This window comes from Enterobacter cloacae complex sp. IR5412 (assembly GCF_049237385.1).
Lineage (GTDB): Bacteria > Pseudomonadota > Gammaproteobacteria > Enterobacterales > Enterobacteriaceae > Enterobacter > Enterobacter intestinihominis.
Genome location: NZ_JBMKHQ010000002.1, coordinates 336,207 through 356,058 on the forward strand (window position 1 = coordinate 336,207; position 19,852 = coordinate 356,058).

The 19,852-nt window shown below is 54.9% G+C and carries 19 protein-coding genes; 11 read left to right on the top strand and 8 right to left on the bottom strand.

The annotated features are described in order from the left end of the window. Positions 1 to 6: 6 nt before the first annotated feature. From mnmA to purB, 3 genes are read left to right on the top strand one after another with little or no spacing between them, the layout of a single operon-like run. Positions 7 to 1,119 (top strand): tRNA 2-thiouridine(34) synthase MnmA, encoded by a 1,113-nt coding sequence (gene mnmA / locus ACOTX2_RS05270; RefSeq protein WP_032103856.1) that lies wholly within the window; start codon positions 7 to 9, stop codon positions 1,117 to 1,119. 27 nt (positions 1,120 to 1,146) lie between these two features. Next, the gene (gene hflD, locus ACOTX2_RS05275; RefSeq protein ID WP_006809213.1) at positions 1,147 to 1,776 is read left to right on the top strand and encodes a high frequency lysogenization protein HflD; all 630 of its coding nucleotides are present in this window, start codon (positions 1,147 to 1,149) and stop codon (positions 1,774 to 1,776) included. Between the two features lie 19 nt (positions 1,777 to 1,795). Beyond that, complete coding sequence (gene purB / locus ACOTX2_RS05280) at positions 1,796 to 3,166, top strand: adenylosuccinate lyase (RefSeq protein ID WP_063147583.1); 1,371 nt, start codon at positions 1,796 to 1,798, stop codon at positions 3,164 to 3,166. An 84-nt stretch (positions 3,167 to 3,250) separates the two neighbouring features. Here purB and ACOTX2_RS05285 read toward each other — a convergent pair whose 3' ends face one another. Continuing rightward, complete coding sequence (locus ACOTX2_RS05285; RefSeq protein WP_022647769.1) at positions 3,251 to 3,643, bottom strand: hypothetical protein; 393 nt, start codon at positions 3,641 to 3,643, stop codon at positions 3,251 to 3,253. 475 nt (positions 3,644 to 4,118) lie between these two features. Between ACOTX2_RS05285 and phoP the strand changes: the two genes are divergently transcribed. The 3 genes from phoP (at position 4,119) to ACOTX2_RS05300 (ending at position 7,467) form a co-directional block, all read left to right on the top strand. Continuing rightward, on the top strand, positions 4,119 to 4,790 hold the full coding sequence (gene phoP / locus ACOTX2_RS05290; protein WP_026094318.1) for a two-component system response regulator PhoP: 672 nt from the start codon (positions 4,119 to 4,121) through the stop codon (positions 4,788 to 4,790). Next, a complete protein-coding gene (gene phoQ, locus ACOTX2_RS05295) occupies positions 4,791 to 6,254 on the top strand; it encodes a two-component system sensor histidine kinase PhoQ (RefSeq protein ID WP_022647768.1) in 1,464 nt (487 codons plus the stop codon). Positions 6,255 to 6,345: 91 nt separating this feature from the next. Next, on the top strand, positions 6,346 to 7,467 hold the full coding sequence (locus tag ACOTX2_RS05300) for a cupin domain-containing protein (RefSeq protein ID WP_022647767.1): 1,122 nt from the start codon (positions 6,346 to 6,348) through the stop codon (positions 7,465 to 7,467). 92 nt (positions 7,468 to 7,559) lie between these two features. Here ACOTX2_RS05300 and ACOTX2_RS05305 read toward each other — a convergent pair whose 3' ends face one another. After that, positions 7,560 to 8,051, bottom strand: coding sequence for an REP-associated tyrosine transposase (locus ACOTX2_RS05305; protein ID WP_022647766.1), 492 nt, complete (start codon positions 8,049 to 8,051; stop codon positions 7,560 to 7,562). A 100-nt stretch (positions 8,052 to 8,151) separates the two neighbouring features. Next, positions 8,152 to 9,375 carry a peptidase T gene (pepT, locus tag ACOTX2_RS05310; RefSeq protein WP_032624465.1) on the bottom strand — a complete coding sequence of 408 codons (1,224 nt, stop codon included), beginning with the start codon at positions 9,373 to 9,375 and terminating at the stop codon, positions 8,152 to 8,154. Positions 9,376 to 9,612: 237 nt separating this feature from the next. Between pepT and potA the strand changes: the two genes are divergently transcribed. The 4 genes from potA to potD are packed head-to-tail and all read left to right on the top strand — an operon-like array spanning position 9,613 to position 13,421. Further along, the gene (potA, locus tag ACOTX2_RS05315) at positions 9,613 to 10,761 is read left to right on the top strand and encodes a spermidine/putrescine ABC transporter ATP-binding protein PotA (protein ID WP_163385517.1); all 1,149 of its coding nucleotides are present in this window, start codon (positions 9,613 to 9,615) and stop codon (positions 10,759 to 10,761) included. Beyond that, positions 10,745 to 11,602: a spermidine/putrescine ABC transporter permease PotB gene (gene potB / locus ACOTX2_RS05320; protein ID WP_022647763.1), complete on the top strand. Its 858-nt coding sequence runs from the start codon at positions 10,745 to 10,747 to the stop codon at positions 11,600 to 11,602. Before potA ends, potB begins: the two co-directional genes overlap by 17 nt. Next, the gene (gene potC, locus ACOTX2_RS05325; RefSeq protein WP_063147621.1) at positions 11,599 to 12,390 is read left to right on the top strand and encodes a spermidine/putrescine ABC transporter permease PotC; all 792 of its coding nucleotides are present in this window, start codon (positions 11,599 to 11,601) and stop codon (positions 12,388 to 12,390) included. Before potB ends, potC begins: the two co-directional genes overlap by 4 nt. Then, a complete protein-coding gene (potD, locus tag ACOTX2_RS05330) occupies positions 12,387 to 13,421 on the top strand; it encodes a spermidine/putrescine ABC transporter substrate-binding protein PotD (RefSeq protein ID WP_063147622.1) in 1,035 nt (344 codons plus the stop codon). Before potC ends, potD begins: the two co-directional genes overlap by 4 nt. A 34-nt stretch (positions 13,422 to 13,455) precedes the next feature. On the opposite strand, the gene cobB is transcribed toward potD, so the two are convergent. The 5 genes from cobB to lolC are packed head-to-tail and all read right to left on the bottom strand — an operon-like array spanning position 13,456 to position 18,395. Beyond that, positions 13,456 to 14,277: a Sir2 family NAD+-dependent deacetylase gene (gene cobB, locus ACOTX2_RS05335; RefSeq protein WP_022647760.1), complete on the bottom strand. Its 822-nt coding sequence runs from the start codon at positions 14,275 to 14,277 to the stop codon at positions 13,456 to 13,458. A 14-nt stretch (positions 14,278 to 14,291) separates the two neighbouring features. Then, the gene (nagK, locus tag ACOTX2_RS05340) at positions 14,292 to 15,203 is read right to left on the bottom strand and encodes an N-acetylglucosamine kinase (RefSeq protein WP_063147623.1); all 912 of its coding nucleotides are present in this window, start codon (positions 15,201 to 15,203) and stop codon (positions 14,292 to 14,294) included. A 54-nt stretch (positions 15,204 to 15,257) separates the two neighbouring features. After that, a complete protein-coding gene (gene lolE, locus ACOTX2_RS05345; protein WP_063841151.1) occupies positions 15,258 to 16,502 on the bottom strand; it encodes a lipoprotein-releasing ABC transporter permease subunit LolE in 1,245 nt (414 codons plus the stop codon). After that, a complete protein-coding gene (gene lolD, locus ACOTX2_RS05350; protein WP_022647757.1) occupies positions 16,502 to 17,203 on the bottom strand; it encodes a lipoprotein-releasing ABC transporter ATP-binding protein LolD in 702 nt (233 codons plus the stop codon). The genes lolE and lolD overlap by 1 nt, the downstream gene beginning before the upstream one ends. Beyond that, positions 17,196 to 18,395 (bottom strand): lipoprotein-releasing ABC transporter permease subunit LolC, encoded by a 1,200-nt coding sequence (gene lolC, locus ACOTX2_RS05355; RefSeq protein WP_017384712.1) that lies wholly within the window; start codon positions 18,393 to 18,395, stop codon positions 17,196 to 17,198. The genes lolD and lolC overlap by 8 nt, the downstream gene beginning before the upstream one ends. A gap of 256 nt (positions 18,396 to 18,651) precedes the next feature. Between lolC and ACOTX2_RS05360 the strand changes: the two genes are divergently transcribed. Beyond that, the gene (locus ACOTX2_RS05360; RefSeq protein WP_063147625.1) at positions 18,652 to 19,725 is read left to right on the top strand and encodes an acyltransferase family protein; all 1,074 of its coding nucleotides are present in this window, start codon (positions 18,652 to 18,654) and stop codon (positions 19,723 to 19,725) included. The last annotated feature ends 127 nt before the right edge of the window (positions 19,726 to 19,852 follow it).

Here is a 19,852-nt window from a genome sequence, read left to right on the forward strand (position 1 = left end):
TATTCCATGTCAGATAACAGCCAGAAAAAAGTGATCGTCGGCATGTCCGGCGGTGTCGATTCCTCCGTTTCCGCCTACCTGTTGCAGCAACAGGGCTATAAGGTGGAGGGCCTGTTCATGAAGAACTGGGAGGAAGACGATGGCGAGGAATACTGCACTGCCGCTGCGGATCTCGCCGATGCGCAGGCCGTGTGCGATAAGCTCGGCATCGAACTGCACACCGTTAACTTTGCCGCAGAATACTGGGACAACGTTTTTGAACTCTTCCTCGAAGAGTACAAAGCGGGCCGCACGCCAAACCCGGATATCCTGTGTAACAAAGAGATCAAATTCAAAGCCTTCCTGGAATTCGCCGCGGAAGATCTGGGCGCAGACTACATTGCGACCGGCCACTACGTGCGTCGCGCGGATGTGAATGGTAAAAGCCAGCTGCTGCGCGGTCTGGATGGCAATAAAGATCAGAGCTACTTCCTCTACACGCTGAGCCATGAACAGATTGCCCAAAGTCTGTTCCCGGTCGGCGAGCTGGAAAAGCCGGAAGTGCGTAAGATTGCTGAAGATTTGGATCTGATCACCGCGAAGAAAAAAGACTCCACCGGTATCTGTTTTATCGGCGAGCGTAAATTCCGCGAGTTCCTGGGGCGCTACCTGCCTGCACAGCCGGGCAAAATCGTCACCGTTGACGGTGATGAGATTGGTCAGCACCAGGGGCTGATGTACCACACTCTCGGCCAGCGTAAAGGTCTGGGTATCGGCGGCACCAAAGAGGGCAGCGAAGATCCGTGGTACGTGGTCGACAAAGATGTCGAAAACAATATTCTGGTGGTGGCTCAGGGTCACGACCATCCGCGCCTGATGTCCGTTGGACTTATCGCGCAACAGCTGCACTGGGTCGATCGCGAGCCGCTGAAAGGCACGCTGCGCTGCACCGTGAAAACGCGCTACCGCCAGACGGACATCCCTTGCACCGTCACCGCACTGGATGACGATCGCATTGACGTGCGTTTCGACGAACCGGTTTCCGCCGTTACCCCTGGCCAATCTGCTGTTTTCTACAGCGGCGAAATTTGCCTCGGCGGTGGGATCATTGAACAGCGCCTGCCGCTGCCTGCTGTTTAAACCGTTTGCACACATAAAGGAGACCGTGTGGCGAAGAACTATTACGACATCACCCTGGCGCTGGCGGGAATTTGCCAGTCAGCCCGTCTGGTGCAACAGCTGGCGCATCAGGGTCATTGCGACGCTGATGCCCTGCACGTTTCACTCAACAGCGTTATCGATCTTAACCCAGGCTCCACGCTGGGCGTCTTTGGCGGCAGTGAAACCAATCTTCGTCTCGGTCTTGAAACCCTGCTCGGCGTGCTCAACGCCAGCAACCGTCAGGGGTTGAACGCGGAACTGACCCGCTACACCTTAAGCCTGATGGTGCTGGAACGTAAGCTGAACGCGGCGAAAGGCGCAATGAATACCCTGGGCGATCGCATCGCCGGGCTACAGCGCCAGCTCGACCACTTTGACCTCCAGTCTGAGACCCTGCTGAGCGCGATGGCCGGTATCTACGTCGACGTAATTAGCCCGCTCGGCCCGCGTATTCAGGTCACCGGTTCGCCTGCCGTATTGCAAAGCCCACAGGTACAGGCGAAGGTACGCGCTTCGCTGCTGGCAGGCATCCGTGCCGCCGTGCTGTGGCAACAGGTCGGCGGTGGCCGCCTACAGCTCATGTTTTCTCGTCATCGCCTGACGACTCAGGCAAAACAAATTCTTGCTCATTGTTAACCTCCCGGAGTTGCGAATTATGGAATTATCCTCACTGACCGCCGTATCCCCTGTCGATGGACGCTACGGCGATAAAGTCAGCGCGCTGCGCGGGATCTTCAGCGAATATGGCCTGCTGAAGTTCCGTGTTCAGGTTGAAGTGCGCTGGCTGCAAAAGCTGGCCGCCCAGACAGCAATCAAGGAAGTTCCTGCTTTTGACGTAAAGGCAAACGATTACCTTGATAAAATCGTTGCTGAGTTCAGCGAAGAAGATGCCGCGCGTATTAAAACCATCGAACGCACCACCAACCACGACGTGAAAGCGGTTGAATACTTCCTGAAAGAGAAAGTGGCAAGCGTCCCTGCCCTGCACGCGGTATCTGAATTTATTCACTTCGCCTGTACCTCTGAAGATATTAACAACCTGTCTCACGCGCTGATGCTCTCTACCGCACGCAAAGAGGTGGTACTCCCTTACTGGCGTAAAATCATCGATGCGGTGAAAGCGCTTTCCGTGGAATACCGCGACATTCCGCTGTTGTCCCGTACTCATGGCCAGCCAGCAACCCCATCCACCATGGGTAAAGAGATGGCGAACGTGGCGTACCGCATGGAACGCCAGTATCGTCAGCTGGAGCAGGTTGAGATCCTCGGCAAAATCAACGGCGCGGTGGGTAACTACAACGCCCACATTGCGGCGTATCCGGAAGTGGACTGGCACCAGTTCAGTGAAGAGTTCGTGACGTCTCTGGGGATCCAGTGGAACCCGTACACCACCCAGATTGAGCCGCACGACTACATCGCCGAGCTGTTTGACTGCATTGCGCGTTTCAACACCATCCTGATCGACTTCGATCGTGACGTCTGGGGCTACATCGCCCTGAACCACTTCAAGCAGAAGACCATCGCCGGGGAAATCGGTTCGTCCACCATGCCGCACAAAGTGAACCCAATCGACTTCGAAAACTCCGAAGGTAACCTGGGCCTGGCGAATGCCGTGTTGCAGCATATGGCGAGTAAGCTGCCGGTCTCCCGCTGGCAGCGCGACCTGACTGACTCCACGGTGCTGCGTAACCTGGGCGTGGGTATTGGCTACGCGCTGATCGCCTACCAGTCCACCCTGAAGGGTGTGAGCAAGCTGGAGGTGAACCGCGACCGTCTGCTGGACGAGCTGGATCACAACTGGGAAGTGCTGGCGGAGCCGATTCAGACCGTGATGCGTCGTTATGGCATCGAAAAACCGTACGAGAAACTCAAAGAGCTGACCCGCGGTAAACGCGTTGATGCTGAGGGTATGAAACAGTTTATCGATGGTCTGGCGCTGCCCGAAGAAGAAAAAGCGCGCCTGAAAGAGATGACCCCGGCAAACTATATTGGCCGCGCCATTACTATGGTTGACGAGCTGAAGTAATCACCCTCCCCCTTTCCACCCGGAAAGGGGGCTGCTTTTCATCATCGTGTCGACGTTCACACCCCGTTACAGGCTCTGCCGGGATTACAACCTGTTGTCAGGCTGGTTGTTATTTTTCGCCGTGGAATAACTTTCCGGAATATATCGTTTTAAGCCGAACGGGCACAGCCTGAACTGGCACGGGGTCTCAACCGTGCATGGCCGATCCATCTCCTGCCGGTTACCTGGACACGCGTTTTTCTGTTTGAACCCCATCCAGCCTATTGATGTATAGGGCATTGCCTGCGCTATCCATACCCTACGCCGCCGATCGTTAATCAGGATACCCTGGTTTGAGGTGGTGATGATTTCACCGGCACGAACGTAATAATCCCCTTTTAGCCAAAGGATATAATTCAGGCCATATTGTGTTTCAACTTTGCAAAAGATGGTTCCACTTTCCGGGCTCGCAATAGTCTCAACAACCTTCCATTCCATAGAATCCTCTTTACTCGCTATATTGCTGTTTTTTTGTGTAAAAATGCTGATTTTCTGGCACATCTTATGCAAATCTAATTTCGCACCATAAAATAAGCGTAGACAAAGACAGACATAGTGAGAACATCCTTACAAAAAAAAGGGCAATCTTTACAAAACTGGCGTGCCCGTTCTGTCAAAAAAGCGACTCGCCTTCAACCGTTCATAAACGGATGGATGTTTTATCCGGATTGCGGAAGCGTGCGAAAACAAGTCAGTTCATATTACCCGCGCCTTCTGGGGGCGTATGAGGCTTATGTGAGGTGGGTGGGCGATATGAAACAGGATCAGGTCAACATACTTAATAATCAGATGCCTGGCGTAATGCCACCTGTCTTCAGAAGCATGAAAAAAATCATTTAATTTCATAACGCTGGTGTCAACCTGGATAATCAGCGTTAAACTATTCATACCATTTATAAAGGGAGAAATGATGATGCGCGTACTGGTTGTTGAGGATAACGCATTGCTACGTCATCACCTGAAAGTTCAACTTCAGGAGATGGGTCATCAGGTGGACGATGCTGAAGACGCAAAAGAGGCCGATTATTATCTCAATGAACACCTGCCGGACATCGCCATTGTCGATTTAGGGCTGCCGGATGAAGACGGATTATCTCTTATCCGCCGCTGGCGTAGCCATGACGTTTCCCTGCCGGTACTGGTGCTGACTGCTCGCGAAGGCTGGCAGGACAAGGTTGAAGTGTTGAGCGCAGGCGCAGATGACTACGTGACCAAACCCTTCCATATTGAAGAAGTCGCCGCGCGTATGCAGGCGCTGCTGCGCCGCAACAGCGGGCTGGCGTCACAGGTGATCTCTCTGCCGCCGTTCCAGGTGGATCTCTCCCGCCGCGAATTTTCAATAAATGATGAAGTAATCAAGCTGACCGCATTCGAATACACCATCATGGAAACGCTGATCCGTAACAACGGTAAAGTGGTGAGCAAAGATTCCCTGATGCTTCAGCTTTATCCGGATGCCGAACTGCGCGAAAGCCACACCATTGACGTGCTGATGGGCCGCCTGCGCAAAAAAATTCAGGCACAGTACCCGCACGACGTGATTACCACCGTGCGTGGTCAGGGCTACCTGTTCGAATTACGCTAAATGAAAGGGATTTTGCGCCATATCTTACCCCTTTCACTGCGGGTTCGCTTTCTGCTGGCAACCGCCGCCGTCGTGCTCGTGCTGTCCCTCTCTTACGGAATGGTGGCGTTGGTCGGGTACAGCGTAAGCTTCGATAAAACCACCTTCCGCCTGCTTCGCGGCGAAAGTAATCTGTTCTATACCCTGGCGAAATGGGAGAACAACCAAATCACCGTCGAGATGCCGGAAAACCTGAACCAGCAGAGCCCAACGCTGGCACTCATTTACGATGAAAAAGGAAAATTGCTGTGGGCGCAGCGCGACGTCCCCTGGCTGAAAAAGCGCATCCGTCCGGAATGGCTTAAAACCAATGGTTTTCACGAAATAGAAGCCGACCTCAACTCTACCAGCATCCTGCTGCGTGACGATCGGGCGTTACAGAACAAGCTCAATGAGATCCGCGCTGAAGATGACGACACGGAGATGACCCACTCGGTGGCCATCAACCTGTATCCCGCCACTCTGAACATGCCGCAGCTGACCATTGTAGTGATCGATACGATACCGGTTGAGCTAAAACGTTCGTATATGGTCTGGAACTGGTTCGTGTACGTTCTGGCTGCCAACCTGCTGCTGGTGATCCCTCTCCTGTGGGTTGCTGCGTGGTGGAGCCTCCGCCCGATTGAATCCCTTGCCAAAGAGGTGCGCGAGCTGGAGGAACATCACCGCGAGAAGCTTAACCCTGAAACTACGCGCGAACTGACCAGCCTGGTGCGCAACCTCAACCGCCTGCTGAAAAGCGAACGTGAACGTTACGACAAGTATCGCACGACGCTCACCGATCTTACGCACAGCCTGAAAACCCCGCTGGCAGTGATGCAAAGTACACTGCGTTCAATGCGCAGTTCTAAAATGAGCGTGGATGACGCCGAGCCGGTAATGCTGGAGCAAATCAGCCGTATTTCACAGCAGATTGGTTATTACCTACACCGCGCGAGCATGCGTTCCGGAAGCGCCTTATTGAGCCGTGAACTGCACCCGGTAGCCCCGCTGCTGGATAACCTCACCTCTGCGCTGAACAAGGTTTACCAGCGTAAAGGGGTAAACATCAGTCTGGATATCTCACCGGAAATAAGCTTTGTTGGCGAGAAGAATGACTTTATGGAAGTGATGGGAAATCTGCTCGATAACGCCTGCAAATATTGTCTGGAGTTTGTCGAGGTGTCCGCGCGCGTAACGGATAACGAACTGCATATTATCGTTGAGGATGATGGTCCTGGCATTCCCCATAATAAACGCGAAGTGGTATTCGATCGCGGTCAGCGCGCCGATACGCTGCGCCCGGGCCAGGGTGTCGGATTATCCGTCGCCCGGGAAATTGTCGATCAGTACGAGGGCAAGATTGAAACCGGCGAAAGTTTGCTGGGCGGTGCCCGTATGGAAGTCATTTTTGGCCGCCAACAGCCCGTATTGAACGATAGTTAACCCGAAATGTGAAAAATACGCGGATCTCGCAGCCAGGGGTCGGTGCTTCCGTTATAATCCGTCTCAGTAAGAGCCTGCGGAATACAAAAATATGGATTATCAATTAACGCTTAACTGGCCCGAATTTATTGAACGTTACTGGCAAAAACGCCCGGTCGTTCTTAAACGCGGGATCAGCAATTTTATCGACCCTATTTCTCCTGACGAACTCGCTGGTCTGGCGATGGAAAACGAGGTAGACAGCCGTCTGGTGAGCCATCAGGACGGGAAATGGCAGGTCAGCCACGGTCCCTTTGAAAGCTACGATCACCTGGGCGAAAGCAACTGGTCTTTACTGGTGCAGGCGGTCAACAACTGGCACGAACCCACCGCAGCCTTGATGCGTCCCTTCCGCGCCCTCCCAGACTGGCGAATGGACGATCTGATGATCTCCTTCTCTGTTCCCGGTGGCGGCGTGGGTCCGCATCTTGATCAGTACGACGTGTTTATCATTCAGGGTACCGGTCGCCGTCGCTGGCGAGTGGGCGAAAAAGTGCCAATGAAGCAGCACTGCCCGCACCCGGATCTGCTTCAGGTTGATCCGTTTGAAGGGATCATTGATGAAGAGCTGGAGCCAGGCGACATTCTGTATATCCCGCCAGGCTTCCCGCATGAAGGTTATTCCCTGGAAAACTCGCTAAACTATTCGGTTGGTTTCCGCGCGCCAAGCGGCCGCGAGATGATCAGCGGATTCGCTGACTATGTTTTACAGCGCGAGCTGGGCAGCCATCGTTACAGCGATCCGGATGTTCCGGCGCGTGAGCACCCGGCCGATATTCTGCCAGAGGAGCTGGATAAGCTGCGCGGTATGATGCTGGATCTGATCAACGAACCGGAGCACTTCAGACAGTGGTTTGGCGAGTTTATCAGCCAGTCGCGTCACGAACTGGACGTCGCACCGCCAGAGCCGCCGTATCAGGCAGATGAAATTTATGATGCCCTCCAGCAGGGCGATAAGCTGGTTCGTCTGGGCGGATTACGTGTATTGCGCATTGGCGAAGAGGTATTTGTCAACGGCGAGCGCCTGGACTCTCCACACCGTCCGGCACTGGAAGCGATTGCCAGCCATATGGTGCTGTCTGCGGATACCTTTGGCGACGCGCTGGACGATCCCTCCTTCCTCGCCATGCTGGCCGCGCTGGTTAACAGCGGGTACTGGTTTTTTGAGGACTGAGTCATGATGTTTGCCGGGTGGCGGCTACGCCTTACCCGGCCTACAAAAGCCGTTCCCGTAGGCCCGGTAAGCGATGCGCCACCGGGCTTTTTTTACTTCCGCTCCCCCGCCGCAAAATCCTCAATCTCACCCGCCCAGTCTGCCGGATATAACCCCTCCCGCACGTCCCGATGAAACGTTGAATAGGGCCAGTCGACGACTTTCCCGACATAGCCATGCTTCAGCGGATTGATGTAGACGTAATCCATATGCCGCCGGTAATCCTGTTCATTGCGAATGGTGTGTTCCCAGAAACGCGGTTGCCAGACGTGGCGCATCTCAATGTTGCGGCTAAACATTTTTTTGATGTCGCGCCAGCGCGCTGAAAAGTCACTGTCCCCTTCCGGTAAGGTCCAGATACAGTGCATATGTTCAGGCAGGATAACCCAGGCGTTAATGGTGAAGGGCTTCGCATGCTTAACCGTGGCGGTAGCGGAACGCAGGCTGTCGATGTGGCGGGTAAGTAAATCGCTCTGGCGGTTTTGCAGATTGACGGTGAAAAACCAGGTCCCACCGGGGATGTAGTGGCGGCGGTAGTTTGACATTTGAACTCCCTGTTCATGTGCCGGGTGGCGGCTACGCCTTACCCGGCCTACAAAAGCCTTTACTGTAGGCCCGGTAAGCGCAGCGCCACCGGGCATTTTCTTACCGCTTCGCGGTTAACTCTGCTATCCGCACAATCACCTGCACCGCTTTTTCCATCCCTTCCAGCGTCACGAACTCATGCTTGCCGTGGTAGTTATATCCACCGGTAAACAGGTTCGGGCACGGCAGGCCCATAAATGACAGCTGCGAACCATCGGTTCCACCACGGATCGGTTTCATCACCGGCTCGATATCACAATCGCGCATCGCCTGTTGGGCGATATCAAGAATGTGCGGATGCTCCATCACCTTCTCGCGCATATTGTAATAGCTGTCTTCGATGATGAGCTCAATATAGCAATCCGGGTGCAGCCCCTTGCCGACCTTTTTCGCGATCTCCATCATCTTACGCTTGCGCGCTTCAAAGGCTTTGCGGTCAAAATCGCGGACGATATAGTGCATCTGCGCGCTGTCCACGTTCCCCTTGATGCTGGTCAGATGATAAAAACCCTCATACCCTTCCGTCATCTCCGGGCTCTCTTCGGCAGGAACTTCCGCATGAATACGCGCAGCCAGCGACAGCGCATTCACCATCACCCCTTTCGCAGAGCCCGGGTGCACGTTATTCCCGACGATTTTGATCGTCACCGATGCCGCGTTAAAGTTTTCATACTCAAGTTCACCCACGCCGCCACCGTCGACGGTGTAGGCCCACTGAGCGTTAAACGCCTCGACGTCAAAATGTTTCGCGCCTTTTCCTACCTCTTCATCCGGCGTGAAGGCCACGCGGATATCGCCATGTGGGATATTTTTGCCCTTCAGCACCGCCAGCGCCGTCATGATCTCGGCGATACCCGCTTTGTCATCGGCCCCCAGCAAGGTTTTGCCGTCGGTGGTGATTAACGTCTGCCCCAGCAGCTGATGCAGTACCGGGAACATCACCGGCGACAGCACTTCGTCGCCAATGCCCAGCGCAATATCTCCGCCGCGGTAGTTTTCAACAATCTGCGGATTAACGTGTTTACCGCTAAAATCAGGTGAGGTATCGACATGAGAAATAAAGCCAATCGCCGGGATATCTCCCTCAACGTTGGCCGGCAGCGTTCCCATCACGGTCCCCTTTTCACTGAGCGTGACATCAACCAGCCCCATGGCCTCCAGCTGCTCTTTCAGCAGATTTAGCAGCTTCCACTGGCCTTCGGTGCTTGGCACCTGTCGGACCCCCGGCTTAGATTGGGTATCCAGCGAAACGTAATGTAAGAAACGCTCAAGTAGTTTATCCATGCAGTCACCCTCACTTTTTGTGACAACATTATCATTAAGCAGCAAAACGCAAATATTGCGTCAGGTCACTTTTATCCCGCAAACGAGAACTTTTTACGTTTATATCGTTCTGCGTTAATAAATGTAGCTTATGAATAAGTGAGAAGGATTGGCGATTCAATGGGTTTGCCGTAGAATGTCCGCCCTCATTACGAGTCACCAAGGTGGTTACACACAAACCCCGCTTCAGTCTGCTGCCTGAGGCGTCTATATGGGACAGCGCGAAAATTGAATACACAACCCCGTTCCCTTTCACCGCTGGTGCAACTGGAACGAATTCGTAAAAGTTTCGATGGCAAAGATGTCATTTCCGATCTTAATCTGACCATCAATGACGGTGAGTTTCTCACGCTGCTTGGCCCCTCCGGCTGCGGCAAAACCACCGTCCTGCGCCTTATTGCCGGGCTGGAAAGCGTCGATAACGGCCATATCCATCTTGAGAACCAGGACATTACCCAGGTCCCTGCCGAAGATCGCCACGTCAATACCGTCTTTCAGAGCTATGCCCTGTTCCCGCACATGACCGTGTTTGAGAACGTGGCGTTTGGCCTGCGGATGCAAAAAACACCCGCCAGCGAGATCCCGCCGCGCGTTACCGAAGCCCTGCGCATGGTGCAGCTGGAGGCATTCGCCCAGCGCAAGCCGCATCAACTTTCTGGTGGTCAGCAGCAGCGTGTGGCTATTGCCCGCGCCGTGGTCAACAAACCACGCCTGCTCCTGCTGGATGAATCCCTCTCCGCGCTGGACTACAAGCTGCGCAAGCAGATGCAGAACGAGCTGAAAGCGCTTCAGCGTAAGCTCGGCATCACGTTCGTGTTTGTCACTCACGATCAGGAAGAAGCCCTGACTATGTCAGACCGTATCGTGGTGATGCGTGAGGGCAAGATTGAGCAGGACGGCACACCGCGTGAAATTTACGAGGAGCCGAAAAACCTGTTCGTCGCCAGCTTCATTGGCGAAATCAATATTTTCAACGCCACGGTGATTGAGCGTCTGGACGAGCAGCGCGTGCGCGCCAACGTGGAAGGCCGCGAATGCAACATCACGGTGAACTTTGCCGTGGAAAAGGGACAAAGGCTCAACGTTCTGCTGCGCCCGGAAGATCTTCGCGTCGATGAGATCCACGACACGGCTGACGCCGAAGGTCTGATCGGTTACGTTCGCGAAAGAAACTACAAAGGGATGACCCTCGAATCCGTTGTGGAACTGGAAAACGGCAAAATGGTGATGGTTAGTGAGTTCTTCAACGAGGACGATCCGGACTTCGACCACTCGCTGGATCAGAAGATGGTCATCAACTGGGTAGAAAGCTGGGAGGTTGTACTGGCTGATGAAGAACACAAGTAAGTTCCAGAATGTGGTGATTGCCACGATCGTCGGTTGGCTTGTGTTGTTTGTCTTTCTTCCCAACCTGATGATCATCGTAACCAGCTTCCTGACCCGCGACGACGCGAACTTCGTCGCGATGGTCTTTACGCTGGACAACTACGCACGCCTGCTCGATCCGCTCTACTTTGACGTGCTGCTGCACTCGCTCAATATGGCGCTGATTGCCACCGTTGCCTGTCTGGTGCTGGGGTATCCGTTCGCGTGGTTCCTGGCTCGCCTGCCGCAAAAAGTGCGTCCGCTGCTGCTGTTTTTACTGATTGTGCCATTCTGGACCAACTCGTTAATCCGCATATATGGGCTGAAAATCTTCCTCAGCACCAAAGGTTATCTTAACGAGTTTCTGCTGTGGCTTGGGGTTATTGATACGCCGATCCGCATTATGTTCACTCCGAGCGCGGTGATCGTCGGCCTGGTCTATATCCTGCTGCCGTTTATGGTGATGCCGCTTTACTCAAGTATTGAAAAGCTTGATAAACCACTTCTGGAAGCCGCGAGAGACCTGGGGGCCAGCAAGCTGCAAACCTTTATCCGCATCATTATCCCGCTGACCATGCCGGGCATTATTGCCGGATGTCTGCTGGTCATGTTGCCTGCGATGGGCCTGTTCTACGTGTCGGATCTGATGGGCGGGGCGAAAAACCTGCTGATCGGCAACGTGATCAAGAGCCAGTTCCTGAACATCCGCGACTGGCCGTTCGGCTCGGCCACCAGCATTACGCTGACGGTGGTAATGGGGCTGATGCTGCTGGTTTACTGGCGTGCCTCACGCCTGCTGAACAAGAAGGTGGAGCTGGAATGATCGGTCGACTGCTTCGCGGCGGTTTTATGACCGTCATTTATGCCTATCTCTATATTCCAATAATCATTTTGATCGTGAACTCCTTTAACAGTTCACGCTTCGGGATCAACTGGCAAGGGTTTACCACCAAATGGTATGGCCTGCTGATGAACAATGACAGTCTGCTACAGGCCGCTCAGCACTCGCTGACGATGGCGGTATTCTCTGCCACCTTCGCGACGCTGATTGGCTCGCTGACCGCCGTGGCGCTGTACCGCTACCGTTTTCGCGGTAAGCCGTTCGTCAGCGGTATGCTGTTTGTGGTGATGATGTCCCCGGACATCGTGATGGCCATTTCACTGCTGGTGCTGTTTATGCTGCTGGGCGTCCAGCTCGGTTTCTGGTCGCTGCTGTTTTCGCATATCACCTTCTGCCTGCCGTTTGTGGTGGTAACCGTCTACGCGCGACTGAAAGGGTTCGACGTACGCATGCTGGAAGCGGCGAAGGATCTGGGAGCCAGCGAGATGACCATTCTGCGCAAAATCATCCTGCCGCTGGCGATGCCTGCCGTGGCAGCCGGATGGCTGCTCAGCTTTACCCTGTCGATGGACGACGTGGTCGTGTCCTCCTTCGTCACCGGGCCGAGCTACGAAATTCTGCCGTTGAAGATCTACTCAATGGTGAAAGTCGGTGTTTCACCCGAAGTGAACGCGCTGGCGACTATTCTGTTGGTGTTATCGCTGGTTCTGGTGATTGCCAGCCAGGTTATTGCTCGTGATAAAACAAAATCTCAGGGGACACAGAAATGAAAAAAATGCTTGCCGCTGCGGCACTGGTGCTCGGAATGGGTGCCGCGCATGCTGATGACAGCAAAACGCTCTATTTCTACAACTGGACCGAGTATGTGCCGCCGGGCCTGCTGGAGCAGTTCACCAAAGAGACGGGCATCAAGGTGATCTATTCGACCTACGAGTCGAATGAAACCATGTACGCCAAGCTCAAAACCTATAAAGATGGCGCGTATGACCTGGTGGTGCCGTCGACCTATTTCGTCGACAAGATGCGCAAAGAAGGCATGATCCAGAAGATCGATAAAACGAAGCTAACCAATTTTTCAAACCTCGATCCTGAGATGCTAAACAAGCCATTCGACCCGAACAACGATTATTCCATTCCGTACATCTGGGGCGCGACGGCAATTGGCGTCAACAGGGATGCCGTTGATCCAAAAACGGTTTCATCCTGGGCTGACCTGTGGAAGCCGGAATACAAAAGCAGCCTGCTGTTAACCGATGATGCGCGCGAAGTGTTCCAGATTGCGCTGCGTAAACTCGGCTACTCCGGCAACACCACCGATCCGAAAGAGATCGAAGCGGCGTATAACGAACTGAAAAAGCTGATGCCAAACGTGGCGGCGTTCAACTCGGATAACCCGGCTAACCCGTATATGGAAGGTGAAGTGAATCTGGGGATGGTCTGGAACGGCTCTGCGTTTGTGGCGCGTCAGGCCGGTACGCCGCTGGAGGTGGTCTGGCCGAAAGAGGGCGGCATCTTCTGGATGGACAGCCTCGCGATCCCGGCTAATGCGAAAAACGTCGATGGCGCCCTGAAGCTGATTAACTTCCTGCTGCGCCCGGATGTGGCAAAACAGGTGGCGGAAACTATTGGTTACCCGACACCAAACCTGGCCGCGCGGAAGCTGTTAAGTCCTGAAGTGGCGAATGATAAATCGCTTTATCCGGACGCTGAAACCATCAGCAAAGGGGAATGGCAGAACGACGTCGGTGACGCGAGCCGCCTGTATGAAGAGTATTATCAGAAGCTAAAAGCAGGCCGTTAATGCACAACGGGCGACGCAAGGTCGCCCGTTACCCTTACAGCCCCTTCAGGAGTTTATCCACAAAGGCTGGCACCACCTCGCTGGCCAGACCGTAATGCTTCTCTTCAAACTCACTCCCGACCTGGCTTGGCTCAAGATTAAGCTCCACCGTATGGGCACCTTGCAGTCGCGCTTCGTGAACAAACCCCGCCGCCGGATAGACATGTCCTGAGGTACCAATGGCGATAAAGACGTCCGCCATTGCCAGGGCACTGTAGATCTCATCCATTCCCAGCGGCATTTCGCCAAACCAGACCACATGGGGACGCAGACGCGAAGGGAACTGACAGCAGTGGCAGCGGTCTTCGTCCAGCACGTCCTCTTTCCACTCCAGCACCTGCCCACTCCATGCGCACCGCACCTTGAGCAGTTCGCCGTGCATGTGAATGATGTTGTGGTTTCCGGCTCTTTCGTGAAGATTGTCGATGTTTTGCGTCACCAGCAGAAAACGATCCCCCAGCGCCTCCTCCAGCTTTGCCAGCGCCAGGTGCGCCGCGTTTGGCGCAATCTCCGGCTGCTGAAGCTGGCGACGACGGGCGTTGTAAAACGCCTGAACCAGCGCCGGATCGCGGGCGAAACCTTCCGGCGTCGCCACATCTTCTACTCGGTGTTCTTCCCACAGCCCGTCCGCCGCGCGGAAGGTCTGAATACCGGATTCGGCGGAGATCCCCGCCCCGGTCAACACCACCACTCTGGGTTTATCCATCGCTTCTGGCATCATCCTGTCTCTGAAAAAGATCCGCTGACGCAGGCGTTCACGTAAGCGGCGTTTATTTTTGCGAAAACGGCTGAGTCGACCCTGGCGACGCGACAGCATAGTAACCTCGTAAACTAATCGGTGAGATGAAGGAATGCGGCTCCGCGCATGCCTCCTGCGTCCCCGTGTCGCGCACGCTCAATGCGCGGCACGCGGGCGACCGGCAATAAATGTCGGGGCAAACGCCCGGACAGCTGTTCCGTAATCGCAGTGAAATTTGACAGCCCTCCCCCGATCACCAGCAGATCCGGGTCGACGATGGTCAGGATATTCCCCAGACACACCGCCAGCAAATCAAGATAGCGCTCAACGTGCTCACGCGCCTGCGCGTCTCTTTGCTCCCACAGCGTAATGATTTGAGGGGCCTCAAGTTTCTGATGATAGAAGTGTTCATAAAGCCATGCAAACCCGCGCCCTGAAAGGTAACTCTCAATGCAGCCGTGCTGACCACAGCCGCAGCGGGTAAGCGGGAAATCACGACCAACGACGTCCAGCGCATCCACTGGCAGACGGATATGACCAAATTCTCCGGTAATGTAGCTGCGCCCGGTAATGGGCTTACCGTTAATGACAATCCCGCCACCGACGCCCGTTCCGAGGATCAGCCCCATCACCAACGGATAGCGACGAAACTCGTCGTCCCAGGCCTCTGAGAGAGCAAAACAGTTGGCATCGTTGTCTAAGCGCACGTCGCGCTCAAGGAGAACAGAAAGATCGGCACGCAGCGGTTTGCCGCTGGCAGCAGGAACGTTGGCGGCATACAGCGTGCCGTCGTCGGTTTCGGGCATACCCGGTATACCAATGCCGACGCTGCCTTTGACGCCAAAGCGTTCATCCGCCTGCGCCACCAGCGCGGCAATGGCGGTTAAAAATTCATCGTAGCTATCGCGCGGCGTAGGCACGCGGGTTTCCCATTGTAGCTTAAGGTCTTTATCGAACACGCCGAGCGCAATCTTGGTGCCGCCAATATCAAATCCGTAATACATGATGCATTCCTCTGTTTGATTCAGCGGCCAAAAGACCGCTAAACCATGACGAAATTACTGGCCACTTAATACCCTCGCCGGATCAATTCGGCTTGCGCGACGCGCCGGATACCAGCTTGCCAGCAGACTCAGTAAAAGTGCTGTAACCAGCACATAAATGACGTCCAGCCAGTGCAGTTCAGACGGCAGGAAGTCAATAAAATAGATATCGCCTGACAGGAATTGATGGCCGATAAGCGCCTCAATCCCGTTGATAATCGGCGTCAGCTGAAGAGACACCACCACGCCGATGACCGCGCCGCAGAGGCTACCAAACAGCCCCGCCAGCAAACCGTACCAGACGAAGATGGCGCGAATAAGACCGTCTTTCGCCCCTAAGGTACGCAGCACGGCAATGTCGCCGCTCTTGTCCTTAACGGCCATGACCAGCGTAGAGACGATATTAAAGCACGCCACGCCAATCACCAGCACCATCGCCAGATACATAATCGCGCGGATCATCTGGATATCACGGTACATATACCCGTAAGTGCCGATCCAGCTTTTGATGTAGACATAGTTATTGGTCACGCTGCCAGCGTCACGCACCAGTGTATTGGCGTTGAAAACGTCGTTAACCTTAATGGCAATGCCCGTCACGCTGTCGCTCATATCCAGATACTGGCGCGCATCTTCCAGCGGCACCATCGCGAAGCTGTGATCGAGCTGGCCGCTCAGTTGCAAAATACCGGTGACGTGCAGACGCACGCGCTTAGGTTGCTGCAATTTGTGATCAGCGCTGGCGTTCGGGATCATGATCGAGACCCAGTCGCCCTGCTTCACCTTCAGTGCATCGGCAACGCCTTTGCCCATGATGATCTGCTGTTCGCCAGCCTTAAAGTTTGCCCATGCACCATTTTGCACATAGCGAGGCAGCGCGCTCAGACGCTCCTCCTGACGTGGGTTCACCCCTTTCACCTGAATGGCGCGCAGGTTTACCCCGCTCTCTACCAGCCCGGTAAAGTTGATGTAAGGTGCAGCCGCCGCAATGCCGGGTACCTTTTCCACTTTGTTCAGGGCATCACGCCAGTTGGACCACGGCTGGTTAACCGGCTCGATTTCACCGTGGGGTACAACGGCCAGAATGCGGTTATTCAGTTCGCGCTCAAAGCCATTCATGGCGCTTAAGCCCACGATTAGAACCGCCACGCCCAGGGCGATACCGATGGTGGAGATCACGGAGATAAGGGAAACCATCCCGCTCCGGCGACGACCGCGGCTAAAGCGTAACCCAATGAGTAACGATAACGGTGAAGCCATTACTCCGCTCCCATCAGCGTCAGTTCTGCATTCAGACGACCGTCGCGCATTTCCAGCTGACGGCCCATCCGCTTAGCCAGCTGCAAATCGTGCGTGACCACCAGAAACGCGGTTCCCTGCGCGGCGTTCAGTTCGCCGAGAAGCTGGAAAATGCTGTCTGCGTTACGCGCATCGAGGTTACCTGTCGGTTCATCCGCCAGCACCAGGCGCGGGTTGTTGACCAGCGCACGGGCGATGGCCACACGCTGACGCTCGCCGCCGGAAAGCTCAGACGGACGATGATTCCCGCGATGACCCAGCCCTACCGCGTTTAGCATGTCGCTGGCGCGGGCATTAATTTCCGCGGGTTTCTTTTTACCAATCAGCAGCGGCATTGCGACGTTTTCCAGCGCCGTAAAGTCCGGCAGCAGATGGTGGAACTGATAGATAAAACCCAGCTCACGGTTACGCAGCTCGGCTTTCGCCGTAGACGACATTTTACTCAGCGGCTGCCCGGAAAAGATCACATCGCCTTCGGTTGGCGTGTCCAGCCCGCCCAGCAGGTGCAGCAGCGTACTTTTGCCGGAGCCGGAGCTGCCAACAATCGCCATCATCTCGCCTTCACCCACGCTAAAGCTCACATTGTGCAGCACGTCGGTCTGCACAGTGCCTTCCTGATAGCGTTTGGACAGGTTGTCGCACTGCAACAGGATCTTATTCATAACGTAAAGCCTCAGCGGGTTGAGTGGCGGCAGCCCGCCAGGAAGGATAAAGCGTAGAGAGCAGCGCAATAGCCATCGCGGCCAGCGCAATACCGACCACCTGGAGCGGCTCGATAGCCACCGGCAGCGCCGCACCATCAAGCAGCGCGCCGATAATCGGCATGAGATTGTTGAGCTGGCTGGCGAGCAGCGCACCCAGCGCCGCGCCGAGCAGCGCGCCGATGATGCCAGCGCTGGCGCCCTGGACCATAAATACCGCCATGATCTGGCGCGGCGTCAGCCCCTGGGTTTGCAGAATGGCGACTTCGCCTTGCTTCTCCATCACCATCAGCCCGAGCGAGGTGATGATATTAAACGCGGCAACGGCCACGATCAGGCTCAGCAGCAGCCCCATCATGTTTTTCTCCATGCGCACGGCCTGGAATAGTTCGCCTTTGCGGTCGCGCCAGTCCTGCCATTTCGTTCCTTCCGGTAGCGTCTGCTGGCTAAGGGTATCCACCTTCAGCGGCGCATCAAGCCACAGACGCCAGCCGGTGATATTTCCCGCCGGGTAGCGCATCAGACGCGAGGCGTCCTGAATGTTAACCAGCATCTGGTAACCATCGACTTCGCTGTTCGCCGCAAACGTGCCAATCACGTTGAACAGGCGCTGGCTTGGCAGACGCCCCATCGGCGTAAACTGACTGGCTGAGGGCACCATCACGCGCAGTTGATCGCCACGGTTGACCCCGAGCTGCCCGGCAAGCTGCTCGCCGAGGATGACGTTGTATTTACCCGCTTCCAGGTCGGTTTGTTTTACGTTGACCAGGAACGGCGTCAGCGGATCTTTTTGCGCCGGATCGATACCCAGCATCACCCCGACCGCCACGCTGCGGGCGCTTTGCAGCACCACATCGCCCGTCGTGAGCGGCGCAACGCGCGTGACACCCTGTAACTTCACCGCGCTTTCCGGCAGCTGTTGCGGGTTAACGGAGCCCTGAGTGGAAGAGAGAACGGCCTGCGGCATCAGCCCCAGGATATTGTTTTGCAGCTCGCGCTCGAAGCCGTTCATGACGGAAAGCACCGTCACCAGAGCCATCACGCCAAGCGTAATGCCAATAGTCGAAAGCCAGGAGACAAAGCGACCGAAGCGGTCCGCGGCGCGCCCACGCATGTAACGTAAGCCTATGAAGAGTGCGACAGGTTGATACATGAAATCCGTCTGTTTGCTGATAGCAGACCCACGAGTATATAAGCGAATCCGCTAAGCGTAAATGACTGAAACCGTAAGATTCGGTAATCATTTTTCCGAAAAATTCAGATAAATCATCATGCTACTGACTGAACTTCCGCCATACAGCCTCCACTTTTTCCGAAAATCATCCTGATACAGACTGTTACCCGTTACATCGGGGTTTCATTTTACAACAATCGACCTTTCGTTTATGGCAACAAGGTCGTCACGCACAATGAAACAAAAAGCATTATGGATTAACCAGATAAAAGGGCTGTGCATCTGCCTGGTGGTGATTTACCACTCGGTGATCACCTTTTATCCTCACCTGGACGGGCTACAGCATCCGTTATCGGGCCTGCTCGCCAAATGCTGGGTCTACTTTAATCTTTACCTCGCACCGTTCCGTATGCCGGTGTTTTTCTTCATCTCCGGCTATTTGATTCGTCGATATATTGACGAGGTGAACTGGCGCACCAGTCTCGACAAGCGGATCTGGAGCATTGTCTGGGTGCTGGCCCTGTGGGGCGTCCTGCAATGGCAGGCGCTGACCCATCTGAATGCCTGGCTCGCCCCCGAGCGTGAACTGGCGACAGCAACCAATGCGGCCTACGCCGATTCCGTTTCAGGGTTTGTACTGGGAATGCTCACGGCCAGCACCAGCCTGTGGTACTTGTACGCCTTAGTGGTCTACTTCACGCTCTGTAAACTGCTGAGCCGCTGGAAACTGCCGATGCTGGGGCTTCTGGCGCTGGCAAGCATCGCCATTAACTTCCTGCCTTTACCGTGGTGGGGAATGAACAGCGTGGTGCGCAACACGATCTACTACAGCCTCGGCGCATGGTACGGCGCGCAGTTGATGACGTGGATGAAAGGGATGAATTTACGCCGCAGCTGGCTGGTACTTATCGCCTCTGGCGCGGTGTCGGTAGTGCTGTGGTTCGCTAATGTTCCTCTGCCGCTCTCACTGCTGTCGATCGTGGTCATCATGAAGCTCTTTTACAGCTTCGAGCAGCGTTATGCCGTTCATCCCAATAATCTGCTGAACGTCATCGGTTCAAACACCATCGCGATTTATACCACCCACCGCATTTTAATTGAGGCGTTTAGCCTGCTCCTGATTCGCGAAATGAATGCGGCGTACTGGCCGATCTGGGCGGAGTTAACGCTGATTCTGGTCTATCCGTTCATCAGCCTACTCGTCTGCACGCTGGTTGGACTGGGCGCACGTAAGCTCTCGACCGCCCTCTTTGGCGACCTTTTCTTCTCCCCTCCCGCACGGCTTACGCCACAGCTCGCCAGCCGCTAACCTACCCTGCCCCCATCCGGGGGCACTTTTCCTCTTGTGCGGTTACGATTTGCTTATGCATAACGATCGAGGATAATAAAGACATTGCGTATCAGTGATATGCCCCAATACTGTTGGTATATCCCCA